This is a genomic window from Pantoea sp. Ap-967 (assembly GCF_011752565.1).
Taxonomy (GTDB): Bacteria; Pseudomonadota; Gammaproteobacteria; order Pseudomonadales; family Pseudomonadaceae; genus Aquipseudomonas.
In genome coordinates, this window is the sequence record NZ_VWXK01000049.1 from 1 (window position 1) to 25256 (window position 25256).

General features: G+C 63.0%; 26 protein-coding genes and 1 pseudogene. 9 read left to right on the top strand and 18 right to left on the bottom strand.

Annotated elements, in window-relative coordinates; translation table 11 throughout:
* Nucleotides 1-167, top strand: a pseudogene (locus F3J45_RS28460) (IS110 family transposase); the annotation flags it as partial.
* Between the two features lie 152 nt (nucleotides 168-319).
* Here F3J45_RS28460 and F3J45_RS28465 read toward each other — a convergent pair.
* The 10 genes from F3J45_RS28465 to F3J45_RS28510 form a co-directional block, all read right to left on the bottom strand.
* A complete protein-coding gene (locus F3J45_RS28465; RefSeq protein WP_167070685.1) occupies nucleotides 320-2521 on the bottom strand; it encodes an LTA synthase family protein in 2202 nt (733 codons plus the stop codon).
* A 126-nt stretch (nucleotides 2522-2647) separates the two neighbouring features.
* The gene (locus F3J45_RS28470) at nucleotides 2648-3877 is read right to left on the bottom strand and encodes a hypothetical protein (RefSeq protein WP_205300720.1); all 1230 of its coding nucleotides are present in this window, start codon (nucleotides 3875-3877) and stop codon (nucleotides 2648-2650) included.
* 84 nt (nucleotides 3878-3961) lie between these two features.
* Nucleotides 3962-4726, bottom strand: coding sequence for a hypothetical protein (locus tag F3J45_RS28475; RefSeq protein WP_167070687.1), 765 nt, complete (start codon nucleotides 4724-4726; stop codon nucleotides 3962-3964).
* A gap of 28 nt (nucleotides 4727-4754) precedes the next feature.
* Nucleotides 4755-5435 (bottom strand): C39 family peptidase, encoded by a 681-nt coding sequence (locus F3J45_RS28480; RefSeq protein WP_167070688.1) that lies wholly within the window; start codon nucleotides 5433-5435, stop codon nucleotides 4755-4757.
* 63 nt (nucleotides 5436-5498) lie between these two features.
* The gene (locus F3J45_RS28485; protein WP_205300721.1) at nucleotides 5499-6797 is read right to left on the bottom strand and encodes a hypothetical protein; all 1299 of its coding nucleotides are present in this window, start codon (nucleotides 6795-6797) and stop codon (nucleotides 5499-5501) included.
* Between the two features lie 181 nt (nucleotides 6798-6978).
* Complete coding sequence (locus F3J45_RS28490) at nucleotides 6979-7551, bottom strand: adhesin (RefSeq protein ID WP_167070690.1); 573 nt, start codon at nucleotides 7549-7551, stop codon at nucleotides 6979-6981.
* 1 nt (nucleotide 7552) lies between these two features.
* Nucleotides 7553-7993 (bottom strand): hypothetical protein, encoded by a 441-nt coding sequence (locus tag F3J45_RS28495; RefSeq protein ID WP_167070691.1) that lies wholly within the window; start codon nucleotides 7991-7993, stop codon nucleotides 7553-7555.
* Nucleotides 7994-8289: 296 nt separating this feature from the next.
* Nucleotides 8290-8841, bottom strand: coding sequence for an AAA family ATPase (locus F3J45_RS28500; RefSeq protein WP_167070692.1), 552 nt, complete (start codon nucleotides 8839-8841; stop codon nucleotides 8290-8292).
* Nucleotides 8838-9404 carry a nicotinamide riboside transporter PnuC gene (pnuC, locus tag F3J45_RS28505; RefSeq protein ID WP_167070693.1) on the bottom strand — a complete coding sequence of 189 codons (567 nt, stop codon included), beginning with the start codon at nucleotides 9402-9404 and terminating at the stop codon, nucleotides 8838-8840. The genes F3J45_RS28500 and pnuC overlap by 4 nt, the downstream gene beginning before the upstream one ends.
* A gap of 91 nt (nucleotides 9405-9495) precedes the next feature.
* Complete coding sequence (locus tag F3J45_RS28510; RefSeq protein WP_167070694.1) at nucleotides 9496-11130, bottom strand: methyl-accepting chemotaxis protein; 1635 nt, start codon at nucleotides 11128-11130, stop codon at nucleotides 9496-9498.
* 294 nt (nucleotides 11131-11424) lie between these two features.
* Between F3J45_RS28510 and F3J45_RS28515 the strand changes: the two genes are divergently transcribed.
* Nucleotides 11425-12258 (top strand): undecaprenyl-diphosphate phosphatase, encoded by an 834-nt coding sequence (locus F3J45_RS28515; protein WP_205300722.1) that lies wholly within the window; start codon nucleotides 11425-11427, stop codon nucleotides 12256-12258.
* Nucleotide 12259: 1 nt separating this feature from the next.
* Nucleotides 12260-12688, top strand: coding sequence for a DUF1294 domain-containing protein (locus F3J45_RS28520; protein ID WP_167070696.1), 429 nt, complete (start codon nucleotides 12260-12262; stop codon nucleotides 12686-12688).
* 75 nt (nucleotides 12689-12763) lie between these two features.
* On the opposite strand, the gene F3J45_RS28525 is transcribed toward F3J45_RS28520, so the two are convergent.
* A complete protein-coding gene (locus tag F3J45_RS28525; protein WP_167070697.1) occupies nucleotides 12764-13123 on the bottom strand; it encodes an MmcQ/YjbR family DNA-binding protein in 360 nt (119 codons plus the stop codon).
* A 94-nt stretch (nucleotides 13124-13217) separates the two neighbouring features.
* Entirely contained in the window at nucleotides 13218-13772 is a 555-nt protein-coding gene (locus F3J45_RS28530; RefSeq protein ID WP_167070698.1) for a VOC family protein, read from the bottom strand.
* A gap of 123 nt (nucleotides 13773-13895) precedes the next feature.
* Here F3J45_RS28530 and F3J45_RS28535 point away from each other — a divergent pair, with 123 nt between their 5' ends.
* From F3J45_RS28535 to F3J45_RS28560, 6 genes are all read left to right on the top strand, one after another.
* The gene (locus tag F3J45_RS28535) at nucleotides 13896-14825 is read left to right on the top strand and encodes a LysR family transcriptional regulator (protein WP_167070699.1); all 930 of its coding nucleotides are present in this window, start codon (nucleotides 13896-13898) and stop codon (nucleotides 14823-14825) included.
* Nucleotides 14826-14938: 113 nt separating this feature from the next.
* Nucleotides 14939-15343: a nuclear transport factor 2 family protein gene (locus tag F3J45_RS28540; protein ID WP_167070700.1), complete on the top strand. Its 405-nt coding sequence runs from the start codon at nucleotides 14939-14941 to the stop codon at nucleotides 15341-15343.
* Nucleotides 15344-15370: 27 nt separating this feature from the next.
* Nucleotides 15371-15748, top strand: a complete 378-nt coding sequence (locus F3J45_RS28545; protein ID WP_167070701.1) for a putative quinol monooxygenase — start codon at nucleotides 15371-15373, stop codon at nucleotides 15746-15748.
* A gap of 135 nt (nucleotides 15749-15883) precedes the next feature.
* Complete coding sequence (locus F3J45_RS28550) at nucleotides 15884-16831, top strand: LysR substrate-binding domain-containing protein (RefSeq protein WP_167070702.1); 948 nt, start codon at nucleotides 15884-15886, stop codon at nucleotides 16829-16831.
* A 121-nt stretch (nucleotides 16832-16952) separates the two neighbouring features.
* Nucleotides 16953-17564, top strand: a complete 612-nt coding sequence (locus F3J45_RS28555) for an FMN-dependent NADH-azoreductase (RefSeq protein WP_167070703.1) — start codon at nucleotides 16953-16955, stop codon at nucleotides 17562-17564.
* A gap of 132 nt (nucleotides 17565-17696) precedes the next feature.
* Nucleotides 17697-18743 (top strand): dienelactone hydrolase, encoded by a 1047-nt coding sequence (locus F3J45_RS28560; protein WP_167070704.1) that lies wholly within the window; start codon nucleotides 17697-17699, stop codon nucleotides 18741-18743.
* Here the strand turns inward: F3J45_RS28560 and F3J45_RS28565 are convergent.
* The 6 genes from F3J45_RS28565 to F3J45_RS28590 form a co-directional block, all read right to left on the bottom strand.
* Nucleotides 18705-19898: an MFS transporter gene (locus F3J45_RS28565; RefSeq protein WP_167070705.1), complete on the bottom strand. Its 1194-nt coding sequence runs from the start codon at nucleotides 19896-19898 to the stop codon at nucleotides 18705-18707. The two genes, F3J45_RS28560 and F3J45_RS28565, sit on opposite strands and share 39 nt — an antisense overlap.
* A gap of 199 nt (nucleotides 19899-20097) precedes the next feature.
* On the bottom strand, nucleotides 20098-21684 hold the full coding sequence (locus tag F3J45_RS28570; RefSeq protein WP_167070706.1) for an ABC-F family ATPase: 1587 nt from the start codon (nucleotides 21682-21684) through the stop codon (nucleotides 20098-20100).
* 20 nt (nucleotides 21685-21704) lie between these two features.
* Entirely contained in the window at nucleotides 21705-21869 is a 165-nt protein-coding gene (locus F3J45_RS28575; RefSeq protein ID WP_205300724.1) for a hypothetical protein, read from the bottom strand.
* A 472-nt stretch (nucleotides 21870-22341) separates the two neighbouring features.
* The gene (locus F3J45_RS28580; protein WP_167070707.1) at nucleotides 22342-23337 is read right to left on the bottom strand and encodes an aldo/keto reductase; all 996 of its coding nucleotides are present in this window, start codon (nucleotides 23335-23337) and stop codon (nucleotides 22342-22344) included.
* A gap of 99 nt (nucleotides 23338-23436) precedes the next feature.
* Nucleotides 23437-24288, bottom strand: a complete 852-nt coding sequence (locus F3J45_RS28585) for a LysR family transcriptional regulator (RefSeq protein ID WP_167070708.1) — start codon at nucleotides 24286-24288, stop codon at nucleotides 23437-23439.
* 66 nt (nucleotides 24289-24354) lie between these two features.
* The gene (locus F3J45_RS28590; protein WP_167070709.1) at nucleotides 24355-25179 is read right to left on the bottom strand and encodes a hypothetical protein; all 825 of its coding nucleotides are present in this window, start codon (nucleotides 25177-25179) and stop codon (nucleotides 24355-24357) included.
* Nucleotides 25180-25256 lie beyond the last annotated feature (77 nt).

Genomic DNA, 25256 nt, shown 5'->3' on the forward strand with positions numbered 1-25256 from the left:
AGGCCACAGCGCATCAACTCGCTCGACTGGTCTACACGCTGCTTACGAAGAAGCAAAGCTATGTTGAGCAAGGCTTGGAAGAGTTTGAAGCCAAAAGCCAAGACCGCCAGCTCCGGGCTTTGCTGCGTAAAGCCCGGAAACTGGGGTATCAACTTGTCGCTGCCTGAGTGCCTTAAAAATCAGTGGGTTGCATTTTGTTTGATGAGAGCGGGCTTGACCCGCGAAGCAAGCGACGCGGTGCATGGCACCGGCTGCGCCGGTGTTCGCGGGGCAAGTCGGGTCGCCGCACCGCCGCTCCTACAGGGAATTGAGGCGGGGTTTAACTGGATTGCGCGGCCTGGCCGTCGGTGAAGTCTTCCTGCGGCTCTTCCTCGCCAGGCAACGCGGTGATCACGCTGAAATCACTGACTTCCACCTCACCACCCCCGTAGCCAAGCAGGTGAAACGAAAACGCCTTGCGCACGCTGGGGTTGTCGAAACCGAACTCCATTTCCAGTGGCTCATCGGTGGTTACCCGAATTTCCTCGGGCAAACCCAGCGGTACATCCTGCTCCAGCTCCTTGGCCTTCAGCTGGATGTAAGCAGCGTGCTGCGGGTCGAGTGCCCGCACCTTGACCCGCACGCGCGTGCGTGAACCCTCGGGCATTTCCAGGTATTGCGCGCCAATCAGGTTGTCCGCCCAATCGTCATGAATGCGCGCCTGCAGGGCGATGGCCGAAGGCCCGCCAAACTGGTAGCGCAAGTTCAGTGGCGTTTGCAGCAGGGATTGGTCCAGTACCCCAGCCAATGCACCCAATTGCGGGCCGAAGCTGTTGTCACCCGGCCCCAGGTAGCGCGCCTGGTCGGCGATGAAGCCCTGGCTGGCATAGCGTCGGCAGCGCTGCTGGAAATCGCACTCGGTGAATACCCCCTGGCCATCGTGGTAGCGCAGCATGCCGTTGGTGTAGGAAATCATTTCCCGGCCGCTGTCGTAGTCACGAAACAGCGAGCGGCCCGCCAGCGCAACGGGAATCGGCAGGTTGAAGTAGTCGAGCAGCGACGTGGCCAGGTCGACATGCCCATAGATGCCCTGCTTGATGTGCGGCAATTGCGCCTGTTCCGGCGCCAGGGTCAGGTTGAAGCCCCATGAAGAGGCCAGGCGTACGCCATCGATGCCATGGGACTCATCCGAGGTGATGACCACCAGGGTGTCCTTCAACACGCCCTGGCGCTCCAGGTTGTCGAGAAACGCGCCGATGGCGTCGTCCAGGTAGGCCACCGCCGCCTGTTTGGCCGTGTCGTACCGGGCCAGGTAGTCGGCAGGTGCCGAGTAAGGCTGGTGGGTGCCCACGGTCAGCAGGGTGAGCATCCAGGGCTTTTTCTGCTGGCGCAGTTGCCCCACGTAGTCCTGCGCGCCTTCGAAGAAGGCCCGGTCATCCTTGCCCCAAGGGAATTCCAGGTAGTTGTCGTGCTTGAACCACTCCAGCCCGTGCACCGACTCGAAGCCGATGTGCGGCATGATGCGGTCCTTGGCCATGAAGCGCAGCCCGGCACCTTGCAGGTAATGCGTGGTGAAGCCCGCCTGGCGCAGTTGTGCCGGCAGGCATGCCTGGTTGCGCTGCTGCTGGGTCAGCAGCTCCATGCCCTTGGGGGTGCCGTTGGCCAGCTTGTCGTAGTCACCGCAGAGCATCGCATACAGCCCGCGAATGGTCTGGTGGGTGTGCAGCACGTAGTCGGGGGTGTTCATCCCCCGCTGCGCCCAGCGGCTGAGTTTCGGCATCAAGGCCTGGTCGAAGCGGCTGTGCAAGGCTTCGCGGTTGGGGCTCAGGTAAGCCCCGGGAATGCCTTCGAGGGTAATCACCAGCAGGTTGCGGGCCTGGCCTGGGGCTGCCAGCAGGCGCTGGCCTGCCAGGTCGTGCTGGGTAAGGCCGTTGGCAGGCAGCGGGGTGATGACAGGTGCCTCGCCCAGCCAACCCTGGGCCTGGCGTTGCAGGTCGCCGACGCCGGCGGACAACGCTTGGTGGGTCAGGTTGTACTGGCGCCATTGCTCGGCGTCGCTCGGGGCCAGGTGCTGCAGGCCCCAGTGCATGCCGAACAGTACGGCAGGAAGGGCCCAAGCCTTGCGTGGTAGCCGTGCCTGGGGCTGGCCACGGCCGAACCAGGCGCCCAGCAGCCAGGCCAGCAGGCCGCCGCCGAGCAGCGCTGGCAGCCAGGCATGGGCCAGGCCGCCGCCGGTGGAGTTTTCCATGAACTGTGGGTCGAACAGGTAACCCAGGTCGGCGCTGACTGGCAGCCTGCCGACGGCACTGACCAACTCGGCGGAGGCCACCCACAGGGCGGCCCAGGCAAGCAGCAGCGGCAGCGCCAGCCACCAGGGGCGGCGATGCACCAGCAGCACCAACAGGCTGCCCACTGCAAGGTCCGACAGGTAGCCCAGTGGGTTCGACCAACCCAACATGGCGCGCGCGCCCAACGGAATCACCAGAACCAGGGCCGCCAGGGCCAGAAGCCGGGTGAGAGGAGGGCGGAGCAGGTTTTTCACGGACACTTTCCTTATTGACATCAAATCGTCACGAAACGATGGGCGATGATATCAGGCAAGCGTCAGGAAAGTGGCGGATTACAAGGCTGGTTACCAAATGGCGGGGCTGCGGGGCAGCCCCTGGCTTCAGAAGTAGTACGGGAATTTCAGGCTGAACGAGAAGTCCGGGGAGTCTTCGGTCAGGCCGATGGCCAGGTTTGGCACGATGGTGAGGTTTTCCGAGGCGGCAAAGGTCAGGCCGACGTTGAAGTTGGCGGCGTTGTAGTCGCTGTTGGTGATCGACTGCCAATCGCCGCCGTCGGGCTTGATCTTGCTCTTGCGGGCGAACTGGTCGGTAACCGAGAACGACATGCTCATCTTCTCGTTGAGGGCGAAGGCGATACCGCCGCCAATCTGCCAGGAGTCCCCGAGTTTCACGTCGCCTGGCACCTTGGAGTCGGCCTGCGGGCTGATGTCGCTGAACGAGTCCTTCATGTTGTAGGTGTAGGACAGGCTGCCGAACAGCACGGCAGGGTCGAAGGTCTTGACCAGCGAGATGCCCGGCGTGATCGACCACACGCCGTTACCGGTCGGCAGGCTCTCAGGCACCGACAGGTTGTTGTTGCCGGCCACTTCGCGCAGCTTGATGCCGTAGGGGTCCTTGCCGGTGGGCGCCTTGATGCGCAGGGTGGCCACCGCATCGGGCCAGTGCTCCGACTCGTCGATGAACTTGTAGGCCACGCCGACGTTGACATCGCCGATTTGCGGGTCGCGGGTAACCGTGGCATCGGAGGCGTTTGGGCCAGCCCCGCCGGCGCCGCCGGAGGAGTAGGTCGATTCGCGGTAGATGACCGGAACGTTGACGTCGAACTGCCAACGGTTAGCCAGGTTGTACCGGGCGGTGAGGTCCAGCGTCCAGTTGTCGGCCTTGATACGGTCGATGTTGATGTTACCAAGGAAGATCGAGTCCAGCGCCAGGAAGCCATTGAGCACCAGGGCGCGGGTGTCGTAGTGGGTATAGGTCAGCCCCGTTTCGACGCTGAACTTGCCGCCCCCGAAGAAGCCGCTGGCTTCGTCATACAGGTTGGACACGCTCTGCGCCGGTTCCGAGTCGTCCTTGAGCGACTGGCCATAGGAACTGCCCCCCGCGGCCACCGTCTGGGTGCCTTTGGAGGGCTCGGAGGGGGAGCGCACGAGGCGCTTGGGCGGTGCTGCGGCAGGGGTCTCTTCGACCTGGCGTACGCGCTGCTCGAGCACCATCAGTGCATTCTGTTGAGCCTCGTAGCGTTGCTTGAGTTGTGCCAGCTCCTGTTTCAGCGCTTCAACCTGTGGATCTGCTGCTGCATATAGCAATGACGCTGGGGCCAGGGTGCTCAAGCAAACTACAGCTCTGAACGTCAACGATCGATGCATGGAATAGCCGTCCCTTCTGACTACATGTTGGATGAGACTGAGCGTAGATCAGTATCCGAGATTGCGTAGGCCTTTGAGTTGATCGAGATTGGGGCCCACGTTTCCGGTACTTGGGGCCGTGTCACGCAGCACCACGTTCAGCGCTGTCAGGTTTCTGACCACGTTGCTGCCACCAAGCAGGGTGGTGTTCTGCAGCAAGCCGCCCTGGGCCAGTTGCTGCAGGGTGCTGCCCTGGTTGTTGTTGGCGACGATGTTCATCTGCACACCGGAACCTGTGGAGGACACGCTGAGCGAGCCTGCGTCGTTGGCGCCGGTCAGGGTCTGGCCTGCGCTCAGCACCTGGCCCTGGGGTTGCGGGGTCGGGTCGGCCTGGCTGGCTTTGCTGACATTGATATCGACATTGTTGTTGGCAATGTTGTTGTCGCCTGCGGCCCGTACAACCTGGGTCACGCCTTGGGTGGTGGTGAGGCCGTTGCCACCGGTGACCGTGCCGGTGCCGTTGGCGATAGGTTGCGAGCTGGACGAACTGGACGAACTGGGCGCCTTTTCATCGATCATCGACACATAGAACTGGGGTTTGATCGTCGATTGCGCAATTTGCATCTGCGACGTTGCGCCGATCAGTTCGCCCTTGGCGTTTTCCCAGGTACTGGTCATGACGATGCCGAAACTGACGATTCTGCCAGGCATGACGAAACGCCCGCGCAGGTTGGCCAGCTCCTGGTCCTTCAATTCGATGGGTTTGAACGTTTCCGCGTGAATCGGCAGGCTGGCTGCCATGCACGCGGCCACTAGCCAGATTGGAGTCTTCATAGGATGCTCCCAGACCCTAGCAAGGGCGTTAGAAGAAGTCGCTGCGGATGAACCCGAAGTCCATCAGCTCCGCGTCTTTAACCGGCTGGAAATCGTTGATGCGGTTCTTGGCGGTGAGCGGCAAAGGTGGGGTCAGCAACACGTTGCTCTTGTCGTAGCCTTGGCCGATGACGGCGAAGATGATGCCGTTCCAGCCTTTGACGAAATCGTCCACCTTGTAGCGTTTGTGCCCAAGCACCGGGTCGCCGATGTAGACCCAGCCTTTATCGACCCGCTGCAAGACCACGAAATGCTTGTAGCCACGGATGTCCATCAGCACCACGACCGGGATGCGCACGGTTTCCAGGGTTTCCGGGGCGACCCGGTAGCCGCGGGCGCGCATGCCCAGGCTTTCGACGTAGCGCTTCATGTCGAGCATGGAGAAGCCTTGGGTTCGCACCAGGTTCTGGTCGGCGTTCTCAAGCATGCCTTCGATGATGTGGGTTTCATCCACGTCCAGCCAGTAGGCTTGGCGCAGGATGGTTGCCAGCGCGGCGGCGCCGCAACTGAAATCGGTCTTTTGCTGCACCAGGTCGACGAACTTGCGTTCGCGCACACTCTGCAGCGGTTTGAACACCACGCCACCTCCGGGGATCACCGAAAGCGGCATCTGGGCAGCTTCGCTCACGCTGGCGAGGCACAGCAACAACGCCAAGGCAGTCATACGCATGATCGGGTGCCTTCTTGTTATGCGGAAGAAAAGGCCCCCCGAGGGGGGCCTTCAGTCCAGCGGTCAGAACGAGGTGTTGGAGATGGCCAGCGAGTTGCTTTGCTGGTTGCCCACACCGGCAGCCACGTTCACGCCCAGGTTGCCGCTGCCGCCATTGACCGAGCCACTGAGGGTGGCGGTGTTGGTGACAGGGTTGGCCCAGCCGGTCGGGGTCAGCACTTGGAACGACACGGAGTTGCTCAGGTCGTAAGCGCTGCTCTCGCTGTAGCCCTTCGACACGTCGTGCGAAGATTGCGAGGCTTTTTCACCCGATTTCTGGTACGCAGAAGCCGAAGCGTTCTCGTAGGCAGAGTCGTGAGACTTGGAGTAGGACGAGTCGTGAGACTTGTCATACGACGAGCTGCGGGTTTTGTCGAAGGACGAATCGAAGGCTTTTTCGAACGACGAGTCGTACGCGCTTTGATGCGACTTGTCGATCGAGGCATCCAGCGAGGCGTTCAGCGAGCCGCTAGCACTTTCGCTACGCGTACGGTTGCCGAAGGTTTGGCTGCGAGCAGCTTCTGCCGAGGCATCCAGCGAGGCGCTGAGGGTGGTGTTGCTGGACGAGCTGGCGTTGCCGCTGGCAGAGCCGTTGGCGTTCCAGCTGTTGCTGCCATTGACGTTGGAGGTGCTGTTGCCGCTGGCGTTCGAGCTGCTGGTGCCATTCGAGTTCCAGCTGCTGGAGCCGCTGTTGGCGGACGCTTGTGCACCGGCTGCACTCCAGCTCGACGAAGCGCTTCTGTCGTCGCTCGAATCGAACTGGCCACTGCGCGAGGCCGAGCCGCTTTGGGTGGTGGTGAGCGTCAGGGTATCGACACGGTAGGTGCGGTCGGCACTGTTGACCACGGTCAGGCCTGGGCCATTCTGGTTGGCCGAGGCGGTGGCGGTGGAGTTACCCAGGCCAGCGTTGGCGTTGGCGATCGCCATGGTGTTTTTCTGCTGGTTGAGGTCGCCACCGGCAATGTTGATGCCCATGTTGCCGCTGCCGGCGTTACCCGACCCGCTCATGGTGGCCGAGGCGGTGGTGCCGTAGTTCTGCACCATGTTGCTGGTGCTCTGCTGGTTGACCCGGGCAGTGGCAGAAGCAGTGCCGAACACGAAGCTGTTGTCGATGGCCGATGCATCGGACGCGGCGTTGGCGATGGCGGCGGCGTTGTCTTGTTGGTTGCCGGAACCGGCCGCCACGTTGACACCGACGTTGCCACTGGCACCGGACGCCGAGCTGCTCATCTCAGCGTTGTTGATGGTGCCTTCGTTACGGATGTAGTTGTTGGTGCTGGTTTGCCGGTCGGTTGCCGTGGCAGTGGCATTGATCGGAACCATCCTTTCTGGAGGGTTCTGGTTGCCATGGTGGTGGTCGTTGCCACGACGATCATTTTGGCCAGCTTGTGCCGCAACAGCCATGATCGCAGCAATTGCGAAAACCAGAGGCTTGATTGCCATCGAAGGTTTCATGGTGTTTCTCCGTCTTTTTTAGGTTAAGTGTTGTTCTTAACTGCTTGGGTCATTGAGCAACCCGCACGCTGAAGGTGTTGGCCGTCTGGTTTCCCACCCCTGCGCTCTGATTCAACTGAATCACCCCACGGCTACCGGTGAAGGCCTGGTCGCTGGTGCTGACATGGCGATAACCGGGGGTGGAGTCAGTTGCATCGGAGTTGTTGAGCAGCGCCACGTTCTGTTGCTTGAGGACGCTGTCGTCGAGACTTTGCGGCTGGGCACTGATGCTGATGCGCAGTGCGTTGGCCTGTTGGTTGGCGGCGCCGGCGGCCTGGTTCACACCCAGTGCGCCGTTGCCACCGCTGAAGGAATTGCCCTGGATATTGGCCTGGGTATCGCGGGCCGGGTCGGGGGCTGTGTTGAGGCGCTGGCGAATGTCGGTGACGGCGCTGGCATTGTGGCCAGTGGCCAAGGCACGGGCGTTGGCCTGTTGTTGCTGGTCGCCGGCGGCCTGGTTGACGCCGACGTTGCCCTGGTAGTTGGCGCCGGAATTGTCGATGGTGGCGTTGTCGATGACCGGTGAACCGGCCAACGCCGTTGCACTGCACAGTGAAGCCAGAATCAGCAGCATGTGCCTCATGTCATTGGCCTCCGGTCAGGATCTGCAGGGGCGCCAGGCCACGCTGCACGCTGGAGTTGACCATGTTCGAGATGCCATTGCCGCCACCGGTGCCGCGGCCCCCGGCCATGTTCGGCAATTGGCTCTGCTGGTTGATGTTGCTGCCGATGCCGTTGGTTTGCTGGGTGATCAGCGAAGTGATGCCGGCGCCGCTGCTCACGCTTGCGAAATCGCCGTCACTGAGTTCATTGGTTTGCTTGAGCACCTGGGCTGCCGGGTTGGCATTGACGGTGGTCGGATTCGGATCGGGCTGGAGGGGCTGGCGGTAGGCAATGCGTGGTTGCACATCGCGAGTGATCACGATGATGCCATCCGCGGCCTGGGCGCTCAGGGTCGCGAGGCCCGAGCCCAATGCACAACCGACCAGCAGCAAATGGCAGATGCCTTTGTCGAGTTTCCCCATGACGGCGACTCCTTCTTCGGGCGCTGGTCTGTTCAGCGTTGCGAGGGAGGAGAGCGAAAGGCGTGCCGATTTTTGATTTTATCGAGAATTCAACAGGTTACGTTCACTGCCTGAACGTGAGCTGAACATGCTGTATCAGCGTTGAGACAGAAAATCAGTAAAACGGGGTTTGGCCCAGCATTTACGTTGCTCGAAGGCCTTCAAGGCACACTGTTTCATCAGCTTGACACTGGCCCGCAAACCCACGCCGAGCCCGCAGTGACGGGGGCTCGGCCTGCGCGTGTTGTGTCATGGGCTTAACACTCGGTGGCGCAAACCGGTGTTTTGCCGGCCAGTAGCCCTTGCACCGCCTGAAGGCCGGCGGCGCTGCGCTGGGGCCAATCACCGCCAATGATCTGCACGGGGCGCTGGTGGCGCTGCAGCCAGTCGAGGCTGTCATCGAAGAACGCCTGGCGGTCGGCCAGGTCTGGCTGGCTGCGCTGGCCATCGGCTACCCAGCCCACGCCTTGCGGGCTGAGCAACAGGTGCAGGTGGTAGTGGCGGCTGAGCAGGGCCTGTTCCAGCCACGGCGGGCAGTCATCGAACAGGGCGCGGCTCCACAGCATGTTGCTGAGCAGGTGCGTGTCGAGAATCAGCAGCTCCGGGGCCTGCAGGCGTGCCTGGTCTTCCCATTGCAACTGGCCCTGGGCAATCGGGGTGATATCGGCATAGCAGGTGTCGCGGCCTTCACGGTCAATGAAGTGGCGCACGTACTCACCTACCACGATGCCACCGAAGTGGGCCTGGATTTCGCCACTGAGCCAGCTCTTGCCGCTGGATTCCGGCCCGCACAGCACCAGAACCTTCATGCTGGCACCAGCGCTGGGTCGCGGCGCCATTCCAGCCAGCCACGCACGGCAATCAGGGTAAGCAGGGCGAACAGGCCGGCCGTGAAGTACAGCTGCTGGTGCAGGTAGAGGCCGACGTAGACCACATCCACCACAACCCACAGTGGCCAGCACTGCACGCGCTTCTGTGCCATCCACAGCTGGGCGACCAGGCTGAAGCCGGTGAGCGTGGCGTCCAGCCAGGGCATCGCGGCATCGGTCCAGTGGGCCATGGCAGCGCCAAGGGCCACGCTCAGCAGGGCGCCGGCCACCAGGCCGGCCAGCAGCGCAGGCGGCCCCAGGCGCGACACCTGGCGTGCTTCAGCCACCTGGTCAGGGCGTTTCCACTGCCACCAGCCATACAGTTGCAGCAGCGCATAGGCCAGTTGCAGGAGCATGCCGGAGTACAACTTCACCTCGAAGAACAGCCAGCCATAGATAAGTACCATCACCAGGCCGATTGGCCAGCACCAGGCGTTCTGTTTGACGGTGAGCCATACGGCGATGACGCCGAGCACGGCGGCGATGAGTTCGAGGCCGGACATCGGCGATCCTTGGGGCGAGAGGGGGCGCGATTGTAGCGCGTGGCAGCAGGAAGGAGTAGGCGCGAATCCACAAGGGTCGCGCCTGCGCAGGCTACACCTTGAACTGACGCAACAGCTGTTCGAGCTCTTCGCTGAGTTGCCCCAGCGCTACCCCGGCGCTGCTCGACTGCAGCGCCGCATCGGCGGTTTGCTGGGACAGGCCGGCGGTGTCCAGCACGTTGCGGTTGATCTCCTCGACCACATGCGATTGCTGCAAGGTGGCGCTGGCGATCGAGGCATTGAGGGCGGTGAGGTTGTGTAGCGCCTGGCTGATGGCATCCAGGCTGGTGCCGGCCTCGCGGGCTTGCTCGACGGTTTGGCGCGAGGCTTCGCTGCTGGTGTCGATGGCCTTCACGGCCGCGTCCGACTGCCCTTGCAGGTGCTCGATCATGGTATGGATTTCTGCCGTCGACTGGGCCGTGCGCTGGGCCAGCAGGCGCACTTCGTCAGCCACCACGGCAAACCCGCGGCCTTGCTCGCCGGCGCGGGCCGCCTCGATGGCGGCGTTGAGGGCCAGCAGGTTGGTTTGTTCGGCAATCGAGCGAATCACCTCCAGCACGCCGCCAATCTTGGTGCTATGCCCGGCCAGGTCACGGATCACCTGCACCGCCTGGTCGATGGTTGCCGAGAGCCGGTCGATCTGCTGCAGGCTGCCATGGATGGCCTGCTGGCCGTGCTGTACCTGCTGCTGCGCGGCGCGCATTTCGCCGGCGGCCTGTTCGGCGGTCTTGGCCACGTCCTGCACGGCGTAGGTGACTTCGTTGACGGCCGTGGCCACCTGGTCCATCTGCAACGATTGCTGGGCGCTGTGTTGCTGCGCGGCCCCGGCGTTGTCGCCGACCTGGCCGGCCGATTGGGCGAGGGCGTGGGCGGCCCCTTGCAACTGGCCGACCACACCCTGCAGCTTGCCGTTGAAGCGGTTGAAATGTTCGCCCAGGTGGGTGATTTCATCGCGGCCGTGGGTGTCCAGGCGCCGGGTCAGGTCGCTTTCGCCGCTGGCGATATTGCCCATCGCCTGCACTGCCTCCTGCAAGGGGCGGGCGATGCTGCGGGCGATCAGTGTCACCACCAGCGCCAGCAGCAGGGCGATGGCCAAGCCGATCAGCGAGGCATCGCGCAGCTGGCGGGCGAACTCGGCCTGAACGTCATCGACATACACCCCCGAACCAATGATCCAGCCCCAGGGCTTGAACAGTTGGATGTAGGAAGTTTTGGCCACCGGCTCGCTGGCACCCGGCTTGGGCCAACGGTAGTCGACGGGGCCGGCGCCCTGGCTGCGGGCCAGGGCGACCATTTCGTTGAACACGGCAAAGCCGTCTGGGTCGCGGATGGCCGAGAGGTCCTGGCCATCGAGCTTGGGGTTGGCCGCGTGCATGATCATCGTCGGCCCCAGGTCGTTGATCCAGAAATAGTCGTTCTGGTCATAGCGCAATGCGCGCACCACCTGCAGGGCCTGTTGCTGGGCCGCCTCGCGGCTGAGCGTGCCGGCGGCCTCAAGGCCTTGGTAATAGGCCAGCACCCCGGCTGCGGTCTGTACCACGTGGCGGGTCTTTTCCGCCTTGGCCTGGTACAGGTCGCCATGGATCTGGCGCAGCATCAGCAGGCCGAGCACCACCAGCATGCCCACCGCAACCACCAGGATCAGCCATAACCGCCGGCTGATCGACATCGACCGCAACGTCTTCATCACCTGCCACTCCTGCCTTGTTCTTGTTATTCAGGTGCATCCAAGCATGCTTTGCTTATCGGCCACACCCGACTAATGGCTAAGTGCTGGTATTTGGCTACTCTGCCATTGGGCTCGCGAGCCTTTGCAACAACGCTTTGCTAGGATTTCGGCCGTGCAAGATGAAACCTTTAGGCAAGGTGAACTTTTCCACTGGCGCCGGTCCCAGCACAGGCTGTAAAAAGGCGCGCCGCGTGCGGTAATCACTAGCAAATCAAAGAATAAGGGGCCTGCAAGAGCAGTGCTCCAGGGGGAATGATGGATTTTTGGACCGCCTTGCAGGCAATTATCTTGGGTGTGGTGGAAGGGCTCACGGAGTTTCTGCCGATCTCCAGTACCGGGCACCAGATCATCGTCGCCGACCTGATCGATTTTGGTGGCGAGCGGGCCATGGCGTTCAACATCATCATCCAGCTCGCTGCCATCCTGGCGGTGGTGTGGGAGTTTCGACGCAAGATCCTCGACATTGTCTTCGGCCTGCCCAGCCAGCCCAAGGCACGGCGCTTTACCGCCAACCTGTTGCTGGCATTCCTGCCGGCCGTGGTGTTGGGCGTGCTGTTTGCCGACTTGATTCACCACTACCTGTTCAACCCGATCACCGTGGCCACGGCGCTGGTGATTGGTGGGGTGATCATGTTGTGGGCCGAGCGCCGCGAGCACCGTGTGGACGTCGACCATGTGGACGACATGCGCTGGACCCACGCGCTGAAGATCGGCTTCGTGCAGTGCCTGGCGATGATCCCGGGCACCTCGCGCTCGGGCTCGACCATCATCGGCGGCCTGCTGTTTGGCCTGTCGCGCAAGGCGGCCACGGAGTTCTCGTTCTTCCTGGCGATGCCGACCATGGTCGGGGCGGCGGTGTACTCGGGCTACAAGTACCGTGACTTGTTCCAGCCGGGCGATTTGCCGGTGTTCGCCATCGGTTTCGTCACCTCGTTCATCTTCGCCATGATCGCCGTGCGTGCGCTGCTCAAGTTCATTGCCAACCACAGCTATGCCGCGTTTGCCTGGTACCGCATCGTCTTTGGCTTGTTCATCCTGGCGACCTGGCAGTTCGGCTGGGTGGACTGGTCGACGGCGAACAGCTGACATGGCCAAGGCACAAGGTACGGCGGCACGTGGCGCCGAACGTGGGGTGGGCGTGCGCCATGCACGCCTGAAAGGGCTGGCGCTGGGCTTGTTGTGCCTGTTGCCGGTAGTGGGCGCAGTGCAGCTGGGTTGGCGCGGGCAGGGCTGGGTAGCGCTGGCGCTGTACCCACTGGCAAGCGTGATCAGCCTGCTGTTGTACTGGCAGGACAAGCGCCAGGCCCAGCGCAACGCCTGGCGCACGCCGGAAAAGGTGCTGCACGCCAGCGAGCTGCTGGGCGGCTGGCCGGGGGCGTTGGTGGCGCAGCAGCTGCTGCGCCACAAAACCCGCAAGCTGTCGTACCAGTTGGTGTTCTGGGGGATTGTGCTGGTGCACCAGATGTTCTGGATTGACTACCTGTTCCTGGGGGCGCGGTTGTTGCCGTTCGGTTGATGGTTGCCTGTACCGGCCCTTTCGCGGGCAAGCCCGCTCCTACAGGGGATTGCGGCGCAATTACTAAACGGCCATTTAAATCATCAACCCCACCTGCAGCCTCTTCGGCAAGCGCTTCACCACCAACTGGTGCGAGCGCTGCAGCAGGTCGCACAACTCGTCCCGGCCCATGGGGTAGGGCTGCTCCATGCTCACCCACTTGGCCCGCGCCAGGTACGGCGCCGGCCGCACACCGGGCCGGTCGCAGTAGCCCAGGAACAGCTCGTCGGCAACCTTGAACATCAACGCTGCGCCTTGCAGCCCCTGTACCGCGAACATCTTGTTGCCAGCCACCGAGAACACCCGCAGCCCGCCCCATTTGTAGTCTTCCCGCGCGCCGGGCAGGCTCAGGCAATACTCGGTCACCTGTTGCTCGGTCATTTTCTGTTTGGACATACCGCTCTCCACAAGCCTCGAAGGGACGCCGCCAGGTGATCGACCCACGCCCGCGTCGCCTGCAAATTGTACCCGCAGAGCCGAGCAAATAGCCCTATAGCACAGCAGCGCTCGAAACCAACTCCACCTGGGCGCCCCACGGTGTCAGGAAGTACATCCACTGCACACCATCGGCATTGGTGATTGGCTCATTGAGAATCGTCAGGCCCTTGGCCTTGATGATCGACAGGCTGCGCGCCATGTCCGCGGTCTTGAGGGCAAAGTGGCTTGCGCCGATGTCATCGCCGTGCGGGTGAACTTGATTGATGTGCAAGCCACGATACTGGAACAGTTCGATCTTGGCCCCGCCCGTCAATTCCAGCATTACGAAGCGTTGCAACTCACTGGATTGATGCCAGCGGAACTGTGTTTTCCAGGCGGGGGGGACATTGCCCGGCGTGATGTCAGAGATCACTTTGGCACCGGTCAGGTCGGAAAAGAAGCCAATAGCCGCGTTGATATCCGGCACGTTCATGCCGACGTGATCGATCATCGACACCTGAAGCCTATCGGGCGTCGATTGGGGGAGCGGGGTGCTGGTGGCGGCAGCCTGGGCATGCGAGGCGAGGGTTACGGATAATGCAATCAAGGCGGTCTTTACGGTATTCATGGTCAGTATTTTCTCGGTTGATCAGGTAGGCGAGCAGCCCGAAGTGCTGCGATGGGAGAAGCGTATCGACCAGCCGTAAAATTCAAAATAGAATTGCTTGAAATCCATCGTTGCAGAAATGAAATGAGCAAACTTCCCGATTTCGAAGGCTTGGCCATGTTCGCCAAGGTGGCAGAAGAAGGTTCCTTCGCTGCGGCGGCGCGGGTCATGGGCGTGTCGGTGCCGACGGTGTCGCGCGCGGTCGCACGGCTGGAAGAGCGGCTGGGCGGGCGCCTGTTCAATCGCACCTCACGGCAGTTGTCGTTGACTGAATTCGGCCACAGCATGGCCGGCAAGGCGGGCGAGATCTATCGCCAGGCTGAGGAGGTCGAGGGCGAGGCCATGGAGCTGTCGGTACAGCCACGCGGCCAGGTTCGGCTGGCCGTGCCGATGTCGTTCGGGCTGCGTTGGGTGGCGCCGTTGCTGCCGAAACTGATTCGTCAGTACCCTGAGCTGTCTATCGACCTGCACCTGTCCGATGCCTCGGTGGACCTGGTGGCCGATGGTTTCGACGCAGCGTTGCGGATTGCCGCGTTGCCCGATTCGTCACTGGTGGCCAGGCGACTGTGCGCCGTTACTCAGTTTCTGGTGGCTTCGCCTGCTTACCTGCAACAGCACGGTCGCCCGCAACACCCGAGGGATTTGGCAAACGTGCCATGCCTGAGCTACGCCTACCGCGCCCGCACCCAGGTGTGGCGCTTCACCGATGCCTCCGGCACTGAAGAAGATGTTGTGCCGAACGGTCCGCTGCGCGTCACCAACTCGGATGCCATGCTGCCGGTATTGCTCGAAGGCCTGGCCATTTCCGAATTGCCAGAATTCATCGCCAGTGAATACCTGGCCGATGGCCGCTTGGAGCGGTTATTGCCTGAGTGGAGTATGACCCGGGGCGGGCTGTACTTCGTGACGCCCTCGGCGCGCACACGCCCGGCGAAGATCAGGGCACTGTCCGATTTCTTCCATGAGCACCTGTCAGACCCCGCTTGGCGTTGGGAAGGGAAGGTTATTTCATAAGTGAAACGATAGCTTTCAATCTTTGCTATTTTCGTGATTGGCACGGCTGGTTAATGTGGTCCGCATGTTCGGCGATCCCGCGCCGCAACCTGAAGCCCCCGAGGATGACTACCATGAAAAATGCCGTGCAACTCTTTCAGCAGTACCTGGACACAATCCAGGATCCACGTGCCGCCGCCGCGCTATTCGCCGACGACGGTGCGCTGGAAATCCCTTATCTCAAATCCCTGGGCATCCCTGACCGTGCCCAAGGGCCGCAGCAGATCGAAGCCTTCATCGCAGCGCTGTTGGTGAAAGTGCCGGACTTCAAGTTCCGCAGCATTCGCTTCCTGATCGATACCCCGGACCAGGCGTTCGCCGAATACGATGTAGAAGCGCCAGTGCCGGCCACCGGGCGGATCTACCAGCAGTCCTACGCCGGGCGCCTGGTGGCGCACGACGGCAAGATCCAGTTGTTGCGCGAGTCGATGAACACCCTTGCCGCCGCCACCGCCTTCGCCCCGCGCGATGCTGCCTGAACCCTATCGAACGCCTGGAGAATACCTATGCAAGCCACCCACATCGCCGCAGCGTCCGACCACGACAAGACTCAACCTACGCAGATTCTGGTCAGCGCCTATTACCGCGTTCATCCCGATGACCGCCAGACGTTCATCGACGCCGTTGTTCCGGAAATGCTCGCCGCGCAGAAGCTCCCAGGCTGCATCTACTATGCGTTTGCCCAGGATCTGAGCAACCCGAATACCTTTCACCTCACTGAAGGGTGGGCTGATGAGCAGGCGTATGAACGCCATGAGCACTCGGCCACGTTCCTGCATGCGCTGGCCACGGTGGTGAAGAACGTGCGGATCCTGAGCCGGGAAGGCATTCGCTATGACGTAGCCAAACAACACATCGACGACCCGCGTGGAAAAGTCCAATAGGTCAAATGTGCAAGGGCTCTGAACGTCATGTAAACGGCGACAGTCCAGCTCAATGGCGTCGCTCTGGCAGTTGTAGGTTCAAGCGGTCGTTACCTGCAATAATGGCCTTTGTTCTTCGGCTGCCGGATTGCCCCTGTGTTTGACTACAACGAATTGTACTTCTTCGCCCAAGTGGTCGAGCACAAGGGCTTTGCCGCGGCCGCCAGGAAAATTGGCATTCCGAAATCCAAGCTAAGCCGCCGGGTTCTTGCCCTTGAAGAGCGGCTGGGTGTGCGCCTGATCCAGCGCTCAACACGGAAATTCACCGTCACCGAGATCGGGCAGGACTACTACCGTCATTGCGTAGGCATGCTGGTTGAGGCCGATGCTGCTGAAAAGGTCATCGAGCAGTCGCGATCAGAGCCCCATGGGCTAATCCGCGTCAGCTGCCCGCCGGCGCTGGCGGCGATGGGGGTGAGCGATACCATGGCGAAGTTCATGGTCGCTCACCCCAACGTGCAGATCCAGGTCGAGAGCACCAACCGCAGAGTGGACGTGTTGGGGGAAGGCTTCGACATCGCGTTGCGTGTGCGCTTCCCCCCTCTGCAAGACGAAAACCTTTTCCTCAAGGTGTTCGGCGAAAGCTATCAAAAGCTCGTGGCGAAACCGTCGCTGGTCGAAGGCATTCAATTGGAAGAGCCCGCCGATCTCATTGGGCTGCCTAGCATGGACCTGGCGCCAGCCAATCGTGACCACCGCTGGGCATTTATCGACCCCTCGGGGGACCGGGTAGAGGTCCCCCATAGCCCACGCTTTGTGACTGCCGACCTGGACTCACTTCACCGGGCCGCGATCAAGGGCGTGGGGGTTGTACAGATGCCAGAGGTGATGGTGAGGCATGACCTGGAGGCTGGTTTGCTCGTCGAGGTGTTGCCAGCTTATCGACCGCCTAGCGGGCTAATTCATGCTGTCTACCCCTCCAAGCGCGGGTTGCTTCCGTCCGTGCGTGGGCTGATTGATCTTCTTGCCGAGGAGCTTGGGGCGAACGCTGAAGCGGACCGGAAGGCCTGCGAAGCAGCAGGCAAGATACCCAAAGCGTCGTGACTGTTCCATCTGTGGGACAAACTAACGCATTTTCTGCGACTTATCAGCCATTCGACATCCCGGTAGGATTCTCCCCATCGTGATCGCCCAACGCTGCGGTCTTCATTCACAGGAGAGTCCCATGAAACTATTGCACATCGATTCGAGCATCCTGGGCGACAATTCCGCCTCCCGCCAGCTGAGCCGCGAAGTGGTTGACGCCTGGAAGGCTGCCGACCCAAGCATCGAGGTGGTTTACCGCGACCTGGCCGCCGACGCCATCGCCCACTTCTCGTCGGCCACCCTGGTGGCAGCCGGCACCCCGGAAGAAGCCCGTGACGCTGCCCAGGCCTTCGAAGCCAAGCTGAGCGCCGAAACCCTGGCCGAATTCCTTGCCGCCGATGCCGTGGTGATTGGCGCCCCCATGTACAACTTCAGCGTGCCGACCCAGCTCAAAGCCTGGATCGACCGCGTTGCCGTCGCCGGCAAGACCTTCCAGTACACCGAAGCCGGCCCGCAAGGCCTGTGCGGCGACAAGAAGGTGGTGCTGGTGTCCACCGCCGGTGGCCTGCACGCTGGCCAGCCAACCGGTGTTGGCCATGAGGACTTCCTCAAGGTGTTCCTCGGCTTCATCGGCATCACCGAAGTAGAAGTAGTGCGTGCCCATGGCCTGGCCTACGGCCCGGAGCAGCGCACCCAGGCCATCGACGCGGCCCAGGCGCAAATCGCCAACGAACTGTTCGCTGCCGCCTGATCGCAAGCCTTGTAAAAAAGCCGGCTGTCGCCTTTGGGCGGCAGCCGGCTTTTTTCATCCAGTTTTCATGTGCCTGCGGGGCCGTCAGTCCTATGCTGACAAAATCCCCTCGCTCTGTGCGGAAGCCGGCCGATGAAGACCTCCCGTTGCGTGTTGGCCGTGCTCCTGTTCGCTGGCCTGCTGGCCCAGGCCCAGGCATCCAGCTGGGTGGCGGGCCTGCATCACATGACCCTGACCGACCCGGTGGACGAGCGGCCGATGCAGGCGCTGGCGTTCTATCCGTCCCAAGGCACCTTGCACAACATCCGTATTGACGGCTACCCGGTCGATGTTGCCGAGGAAGCCCCGGTTGCACTCGGGCAGTTCCCACTGCTGGTGTTGTCGCACGGCAATACCGGTAGCCCGTTGGCCCTTCATTATTTGGCTACTTCCCTGGCCCGTGAGGGGTTCGTGGTGGTGGCGGTGATCCACCCCGGTGACAACGCCCGCGACCACAGCCGCCTGGGTACGCTGAGCAACCTCTATGGCCGGCCTTTGCAGGTCAGTGCAGCCATTACTGCAGCGCGCGAGGATGCCCTGCTCGGGCCGTACCTGAATGACGGCAAGGTGGGGGTGATCGGTTATTCGGCAGGTGGCGAAACCGCGCTGATTCTGTCAGGCGGCCAGCCCGACCTCGACCGCCTGCGCCAGTACTGCCTGGAGCGCCCCACCGACAACGACGCCTGCAAGACCCACGGCGTGCTGATTGCTGACCGCAGTGAGCTGGCGCCCAAGGCCGACGCGCGGGTGGGGGCGGTGATGCTGATGGCGCCATTGAGCCTGATGTTCGGGCGCCATGCCCTGGCCGGGGTGAAGGTGCCAGCGTTGATCTACAGCGGTGACAGCGACCAGTTGGTGGCCGTGGACCGCAATGCCGAGGCCCTGGCGCGCAAGCTGCCGGTAACCCCGGACTACCGCCTGCTGGCCGGTGCCGGGCACTTCGTGTTCATGGCCCGCTGCGACGATGAGCAGCGCACGCGCATGGCGGCGCTGTGCAAGGACGCCGAAGGGGTCGACCGCCGGCATATTCACCATTCCCTGCAGCAGGATACCGCAGCCTTCTTCACCCAGGCCCTCGGCGGGCCCGAGCATGCCGAACGCTCAGCCGCGACGGCTGCGCCGCGCCAGCAGCAGCGTTAGGCCGACCCCGGCCAGGGCCAGCAGCGCGGCAACGCAGAAGATCGAGGCGTAGCCCAAGTGTACGGCCACGCTGCCCATCACCGGCCCGGCTATCGCCAACGCCATGTCGAAGAACACCGCATAGGCGCCCAACCCGGCCCCGCGGCTGCTGCTGGGCACCTGCCTGATCGCCTCCACGCCCAGCGCCGGGTACACCAGCGACAGCCCAAAGCCGGTCAGGCCCGCCCCCAGCAGTGCCCAGGCCGGGGAGGGTGCCAGCCACAGCAGGCTCAGGCCGAGCACTTCGGTGGCCATGCAGGCCATGGCCACGTTGTAGCCGCCAAAACGGTTCACGGCATTGACGAACAGCAGCCGGGAAATGATGAAACACACACCAAACGCGCTCAGGCACCAGGCCGCACCGGCCCAGCCGCGTTCCAGGTAGTAGAGGGTGACGAAGGTGGTCAGCGTGCCGTAACCGATCGACGCCAGGGTCAGGCCCAGGCCACAGGGCGCCACGCGGCTGAATGCCGACCAGAACGGCAGCCGTTCGCCCCGCGTCACCAGCACATCCGGGCGCTTGCGCAACACCAGCAAGGCCGCCAGGGCCAGCACCAGCAGGGTCGGGCCGAGCACGCTGAAATCCAGGCTGGCCGTGGCCAGAACGCCCACCGGTGCACCAATGGCGATGGCGCCGTAGGAGGCAATGCCGTTCCAGGAAATTACCCGGGCGGTATGCTCGGGCCCGACCTGGCTGATGCCCCAGCTTAGCGTGGCAACGCCGATCAGGCCCTGGGCCAGCCCCAGCAGCACCCGGCCGCCCAGCAACAGGGCCAGGCTCAGCAGCGGAAGCTGCAACGACCAGGCCGAGAGCAGCGTCAGCACGCCGCACCCGGCGATACCGATCAGGCCATAGCGAATGGCTTTCTTGCCCCCCAGGGTATCGGCCACACGCCCGGCAAACGGGCGGCTGAGCAGGGTTGTCAGGTACTGCAGGCCGATGGTGACCCCCGCGATGACGGCGCCGAAACCCAGCTGGTCATGCACGTAGCCGGGCAACACCGCGATCGGCAGGCCGATGCAGAGGAAGGCGATGAAGGTGTAGAAAACGATCGAAAGGATCTGCAGGGTGATGCTGAAGGTACTGCTGGCGGGGGCGGGTTGCTGCGCGGTCATGGGCTCGTTCGCGGGTGGGCGGTTTAGCGTGCGCCCATCATGGCCGGTGTGGAGGGGAAATGAAAGCAGGCTAACGAATTATTCGTCGGGTTGTGCCAACCTGTGGGATTTGTGTTGGCCTCATTCGCGGGGCAAGCCCGCTCCTACAGGAACGGGCTTGCCCCGCGAAAGGGCCGCCCAGGCGGCCCAATCAGTCAGCTCAGACCACGACGCCCTGGCTACGCAGGTAATCGTCATAGGTCCCGCTGAAGTCCACCACGCCATCAGGGCTCAGCTCGATGATGCGGGTTGCCAGCGACGACACGAATTCACGGTCATGGCTGACGAACAGCAGGGTGCCTGGGTAGTTCTCCAGTGCCAGGTTCAGCGCTTCGATCGATTCCATGTCCAGGTGGTTGGTCGGCTCGTCCATCACCAGCACGTTCGGCTTCTGCAGAATCAGCTTGCCAAACAGCATGCGGCCTTGCTCGCCACCGGAAATCACTTTCACCGACTTCAGGATCTCGTCGTTGGAGAACAGCATGCGCCCCAGGGTGCCGCGGATCACCTGCTCGCCGCTGGTCCACTGGCCCATCCAGTCGAACAGGGTCATGTCGTCTTCGAAGTCGTGGGCGTGGTCCTGGGCGTAGTAGCCCACTTCGGCGCTGTCGGTCCACTTCACCGAACCTGCATCCGGGGTCATCTCGCCGACCAGGGTGCGCAGCAGGGTAGTCTTGCCGATACCGTTGGGGCCGATGATCGCCACGCGCTCGCCGGCTTCGACGGTGATGTCGAAGTTCTTGAACAGCACCTTGTCATCGAAGGCTTTCGCCATTTTCTCGACGACCACCGCCTGGCGGTGCAGTTTCTTGGTTTGTTCGAAACGAATGAATGGGCTGACGCGGCTGGAAGGCTTGACCTCGGCCAGCTGGATCTTGTCGATCTGCTTGGCGCGCGAAGTGGCCTGCTTGGCCTTGGAGGCGTTGGCCGAGAAGCGGCTGACGAAGGTCTGCAGTTCGGCGATCTGGGCTTTCTTCTTGGCGTTGTCCGACAGCAACTGCTCGCGCGACTGGGTGGCCGCGGTCATGTACTCGTCGTAGTTGCCCGGGAACAGGCGCAGCTCACCGTAGTCCAGGTCGGCCATGTGCGTGCACACGCTGTTGAGGAAGTGCCGGTCGTGGGAAATGATGATCATGGTGCTGTTACGCGCCGTGAGGATGGTTTCCAGCCAGCGGATGGTGTTGATGTCCAGGTGGTTGGTCGGTTCGTCGAGCAGCAGCACGTCCGGGTCCGAGAACAGCGCCTGGGCCAGCAGCACACGCAGCTTCCAGCCAGGTGCCACTTCGCTCATCGGGCCAAAGTGCTGCTCCAGCGGAATACCCAGGCCCAGCAGCAGTTCACCGGCGCGGGACTCGGCGGTGTAGCCGTCCATTTCGGCGAATTCGGTTTCCAGCTCGGCGACGGCCATGCCGTCTTCCTCGGTCATTTCCGGCAGCGAGTAGATGCGGTCGCGCTCGGCCTTGACCTTCCACAGCTGGCTGTGGCCCATGATGACGGTGTCGATCACGGTGAATTCTTCGTAGGCGAACTGGTCCTGGCGCAGCTTGCCCAGGCGAGTGTTCGGCTCAAGCATGACCTGGCCACCGGACGGCTCCAGGTCGCCGCCGAGGATCTTCATGAAGGTCGACTTGCCGCAACCGTTGGCGCCGATCAGGCCGTAGCGGTTGCCGTTGTTGAATTTGACCGAGACGTTTTCGAACAGCGGCTTGGAGCCGAACTGCATGGTGATGTTGGCGGTGGAGATCAAAGGGCTTACCTATCAGTAACTTACGATGCTGGATTTTCAGCTGATACCGATTTGATACCAATCTTGAGTTTTTCCAGCTCGCTCCAGTCGGAGCTTGAGTTGAGCCAACGGGCATACGTCGACAGCAGCATCTGCACGCTGTGACCCAGCTGTTGGGCGATAAATGCGGGGTTGAGACCAGACATTGAGCCTATTGTCGCATAGGTGTGGCGGCAGTTACACGGGGGCGGTGCCTGATCTCTAAGCGCTTGATGATCGGCCACCCAGGGTGATGAACTCCGACCCAGCCCTGCGGGCTGCCCCCCCCGTAGGAGCGAGCGCAGCTCGCGATGGGCTGCAACGCAGCCCCAGCGTGATGAGCTGCGAAGCTGAAGACTTGGGGCCGCTGACGCGCCCCATCGCGAGCTGTGCTCGCTCCTACCGGGGCGGCGCTGGCCTGGAGATGGGCGCTGGTTCGGCAGGTCAGGGTTGCGGTGTAGGTCGATCGGCGGTGTTCGCTTATCGCATTTTTGGACACTCACGCATTGCGGCGCGGCGACTGGCGATGTTTCCTGCGCGACAGCGCAGCCCGCAGGGCTGGGTGATCTCCTACAGGGTATTCGCGGCGCGCATGCGGGTAGCGTGCGCGCTTGAAAATGCGAAGCGGCCGGTACCGGCTTACTTGAACCCGGTCACCGCGTGGGGCACATAGGGCGCTTCCAGGCGGGCGATTTCCTCGGCACTGAGTTCGAACGCCAGGGCGGCAATCGCATCGTCCAGCTGCGCCACTTTCGAGGCGCCGACAATCGGCGCCGAAACACCGCGCTTGCCCAGCACCCAGGCCAGCGCCACCTGTGCCATCGGCACACCGCGCTCGCGGGCGAGCTGTTCGACCACATCGATCACGCGGCCGTCTTCGGCTTCGGTCTTTTCATAGAACGATTGCCCGGAAATGTCGGTGCGGGTGCGCGCGGTCTGCTGCCCGTGGGGGCGGGTCAGGCGGCCCCGGGCCATCGGGCTCCAGGGCATCAGGCCGACGCCCTGGTCGAGGCACAGCGGAATCATCTCGCGCTCTTCCTCGCGGTAGACCAGGTTGAGGTAGTTTTGCATCGACACGAAGCGGCTCCAGCCATTGCTGGCAGCTACCTGCTGGGCCTTGGCGAACTGCCAGGCGTACATCGACGAGGCGCCGATGTAGCGCGCCTTGCCGGCGCGGACCACATCGTTGAGGGCTTCCATGGTTTCCTCGATGGGCGTGTGGTAGTCCCAGCGGTGGATCTGGTATAGGTCGACGTAGTCGGTGCCCAAGCGGGTCAGGCTGGCGTCGATATTGGCCATGATCGCCTTGCGCGACAGGCCCTGCTCGTTGGGGCGGGTGCTGCCTTCCCACATGTTGGCGGGGTAGAACACCTTGGTGGCGATCACCGTTTCCTCGCGGCGGGTGAACTCTTTCAGCAGCTTGCCGAGGATGATTTCCGAGGTGCCGGCCGAGTAGCTGTTGGCCGTGTCGAAGAAGTTGATGCCTTGCTCCACGGCATGGCGAATGATTGGCCGGCTATCGGCTTCGCCCAGGGTCCAGGGGTGGGTGCCGGCATCTGGCTTGCCAAAGGTCATGCAGCCCAGGCACAGTTTCGAGATGTCCAGGCCGGTGGTACCCAGTTTGACGTACTGCATCCGCTTCTCCTCACTGATTGGTTGTGCATCGGGGGGCAGCTTAACGGTGATACGGCCCTGCGCAAATTCCGCATCGGTGCAGGCGACATCTGCAAAAATTCACAAGCGCAGCAACGGCCGTACCTGCTGCTGGAGAAAATGGGTCACTGCCTTGATACGCGGCGTGTTGCGCACATCTTCGTGCACCGCCAGCCAGATTTCGATACTCATGGTCTGCTCGTCGCGCCCGGCCACCTCCAGGCCATGCTCCTGGGCCATGAATGCTGGCAGGCAGGCGATACCGATGCCGCCCGCTGCGGCCTGGGCCTGGATGCGCAGGTCGTTGCTTTGCAGGGCGAAGGGCTGGTTGCCGGTTTGGCGCAGTAGCCATTGCTGCTGGGGCGACTTGGCCTGGGATTGGTCATAGCCGATGTAGCGCACGGCGCTGGCGCTGCGCAAGTAGGCGGGGGCGGCATAGAGCCGGTAATCGAGGTAACCCAGCAGGCTGGCCACCAAGGTAGGTTCGCTGGGCCTGGCCAGGGCGACGCTGATGTCGGCCTCGCGCCGCGCCAGCGAAGCGCGGGTTTTGCTGCCGACCAGGGTCAGGCGCAGGTGTGGGTAGCGCTGGTACAGTGCACCCAGGTGCCGGGCGATGATGCTGCCCAACAGCGCGGGCGGGGCGGCCAGCACCACCTCGCCCTCGACCTGCTGCTGGCCGGCATTGGCGAAGTGCTCCAGGGCGAACGACGACTGGGTCATCTGTTCGGCATATTCGCCCACCCGCCGGCCTTGTTCGGTCAGCGCGTAGGCCCGGGGCCTGCGGTCGACCAGCTTGAGGTTCAGGGCCTGTTCCAGGGCGGCGATGCGCCGGGCCACGGTGGCGTGGTCCACGCCCAGTTGCCGGGCAGCCGCCGACAACGAGCCGGCGCTGGTAAAGGCGGAGAAATGGCGCAGGTCTTCCCAGTCGAACATAAGTGGCCTCAGGCGTAGACGGCCATCATACGGGCTGCTGGCGATTGCGGCGACCGCAACGCCAGCTTACATGCGCGTCAGCGAGGGGCAGATCGGGCTCAGGTCGCCGCTGCTCAGGTCGATGAGCGGTGCGCTGGCGTTGCTGGCATCGTGCTGCGCCAGGTGGGCCACGAAGGCATCGATGACCTGCCAGGCCGCCAGCGCACCGGGCAGGCTGGTAAGGCCCGGGCAATCGCTGGGCTGGGCGCCTGCCGTCAGCGCCGCCAGCGCCTGATCGAGGCTGGCCTGCTGGGCCTCCCACACTTCCACCAGCCGCGGCAAGGCGTCGCGCAGTGTCAGGTAATGGGCCTGGATACCGCCCATGGCGGCCACAGCGCGGGTCAGGTGGGCCTGGCGCGTGCTGGGCTTGAGTGTTTGTTGGGGTTCGCTGGCCAGGGCCTGCAGGCCGGCGGCGATGGCCGTGCGCATCTGCGGCTGGGGGCTGCCGAACGCACGGATCATGCCCTTGAGCTCCTTGTCGGCGGCCCGGGTTGCGGCAAGGCTTCTGGCAATTTTGGGCAGCAGGCGCTGCTTGAGCAGGTCGGCCCACAGGCGCCCGTCATTGGCCACCTCGGGGGCGACCAGCCAGGCACTGGCCGTGAAGGTGGTGGCGTACTCGCGAAACGCCTGGAGCACCGGCAGCCAAACCAGTGGCCGGTCCAGTTGCCAGACATCGGCTGCGGCGTCCAGGCGCCGGAACTCGATGGCCACCTGGGTAAACCAGGCGGGCTCTTCTGCCAGGCGCCCAACTTTGATGCCCTGGCAACTGAGCGCGAAGTTGTCGAGCGCGACGATGTCGGCGTAGGCATCGGTAAGCCTGGCGATGACGTCTTGTGGGTCGCAAACGAGCATAGTGACGTCCCTCGATCAATGGATGAGGTGCGGGAAAGGGAAGGGGTTATGGCGAAGGCCATCGAGCGATGCGCGGA

Coding starts and splice junctions, on each gene's coding strand:
- F3J45_RS28475 (WP_167070687.1), bottom strand. CDS start 4,726: ATGAAGACTCCAATCTGGCTAGTGGCCGCGTGCATGGCAGCCAGCCTG.
- F3J45_RS28510 (WP_167070694.1), bottom strand. CDS start 11,130: ATGAAGACGTTGCGGTCGATGTCGATCAGCCGGCGGTTATGGCTGATC.
- F3J45_RS28535 (WP_167070699.1), top strand. CDS start 13,896: ATGAGCAAACTTCCCGATTTCGAAGGCTTGGCCATGTTCGCCAAGGTG.
- F3J45_RS28565 (WP_167070705.1), bottom strand. CDS start 19,898: ATGACCGCGCAGCAACCCGCCCCCGCCAGCAGTACCTTCAGCATCACC.
- F3J45_RS28525 (WP_167070697.1), bottom strand. CDS start 13,123: ATGTCCAAACAGAAAATGACCGAGCAACAGGTGACCGAGTATTGCCTG.
- F3J45_RS28545 (WP_167070701.1), top strand. CDS start 15,371: ATGCAAGCCACCCACATCGCCGCAGCGTCCGACCACGACAAGACTCAA.
- F3J45_RS28495 (WP_167070691.1), bottom strand. CDS start 7,993: ATGGGGAAACTCGACAAAGGCATCTGCCATTTGCTGCTGGTCGGTTGT.
- F3J45_RS28490 (WP_167070690.1), bottom strand. CDS start 7,551: ATGAGGCACATGCTGCTGATTCTGGCTTCACTGTGCAGTGCAACGGCG.
- F3J45_RS28485 (WP_205300721.1), bottom strand. CDS start 6,797: ATGGTTCCGATCAATGCCACTGCCACGGCAACCGACCGGCAAACCAGC.
- F3J45_RS28480 (WP_167070688.1), bottom strand. CDS start 5,435: ATGCGTATGACTGCCTTGGCGTTGTTGCTGTGCCTCGCCAGCGTGAGC.
- F3J45_RS28585 (WP_167070708.1), bottom strand. CDS start 24,288: ATGTTCGACTGGGAAGACCTGCGCCATTTCTCCGCCTTTACCAGCGCC.
- F3J45_RS28580 (WP_167070707.1), bottom strand. CDS start 23,337: ATGCAGTACGTCAAACTGGGTACCACCGGCCTGGACATCTCGAAACTG.
- F3J45_RS28515 (WP_205300722.1), top strand. CDS start 11,425: ATGATGGATTTTTGGACCGCCTTGCAGGCAATTATCTTGGGTGTGGTG.
- F3J45_RS28520 (WP_167070696.1), top strand. CDS start 12,260: ATGGCCAAGGCACAAGGTACGGCGGCACGTGGCGCCGAACGTGGGGTG.
- F3J45_RS28500 (WP_167070692.1), bottom strand. CDS start 8,841: ATGAAGGTTCTGGTGCTGTGCGGGCCGGAATCCAGCGGCAAGAGCTGG.
- F3J45_RS28590 (WP_167070709.1), bottom strand. CDS start 25,179: ATGCTCGTTTGCGACCCACAAGACGTCATCGCCAGGCTTACCGATGCC.
- F3J45_RS28540 (WP_167070700.1), top strand. CDS start 14,939: ATGAAAAATGCCGTGCAACTCTTTCAGCAGTACCTGGACACAATCCAG.
- F3J45_RS28555 (WP_167070703.1), top strand. CDS start 16,953: ATGAAACTATTGCACATCGATTCGAGCATCCTGGGCGACAATTCCGCC.
- F3J45_RS28575 (WP_205300724.1), bottom strand. CDS start 21,869: ATGTCTGGTCTCAACCCCGCATTTATCGCCCAACAGCTGGGTCACAGC.
- pnuC (WP_167070693.1), bottom strand. CDS start 9,404: ATGTCCGGCCTCGAACTCATCGCCGCCGTGCTCGGCGTCATCGCCGTA.
- F3J45_RS28530 (WP_167070698.1), bottom strand. CDS start 13,772: ATGAATACCGTAAAGACCGCCTTGATTGCATTATCCGTAACCCTCGCC.
- F3J45_RS28560 (WP_167070704.1), top strand. CDS start 17,697: ATGAAGACCTCCCGTTGCGTGTTGGCCGTGCTCCTGTTCGCTGGCCTG.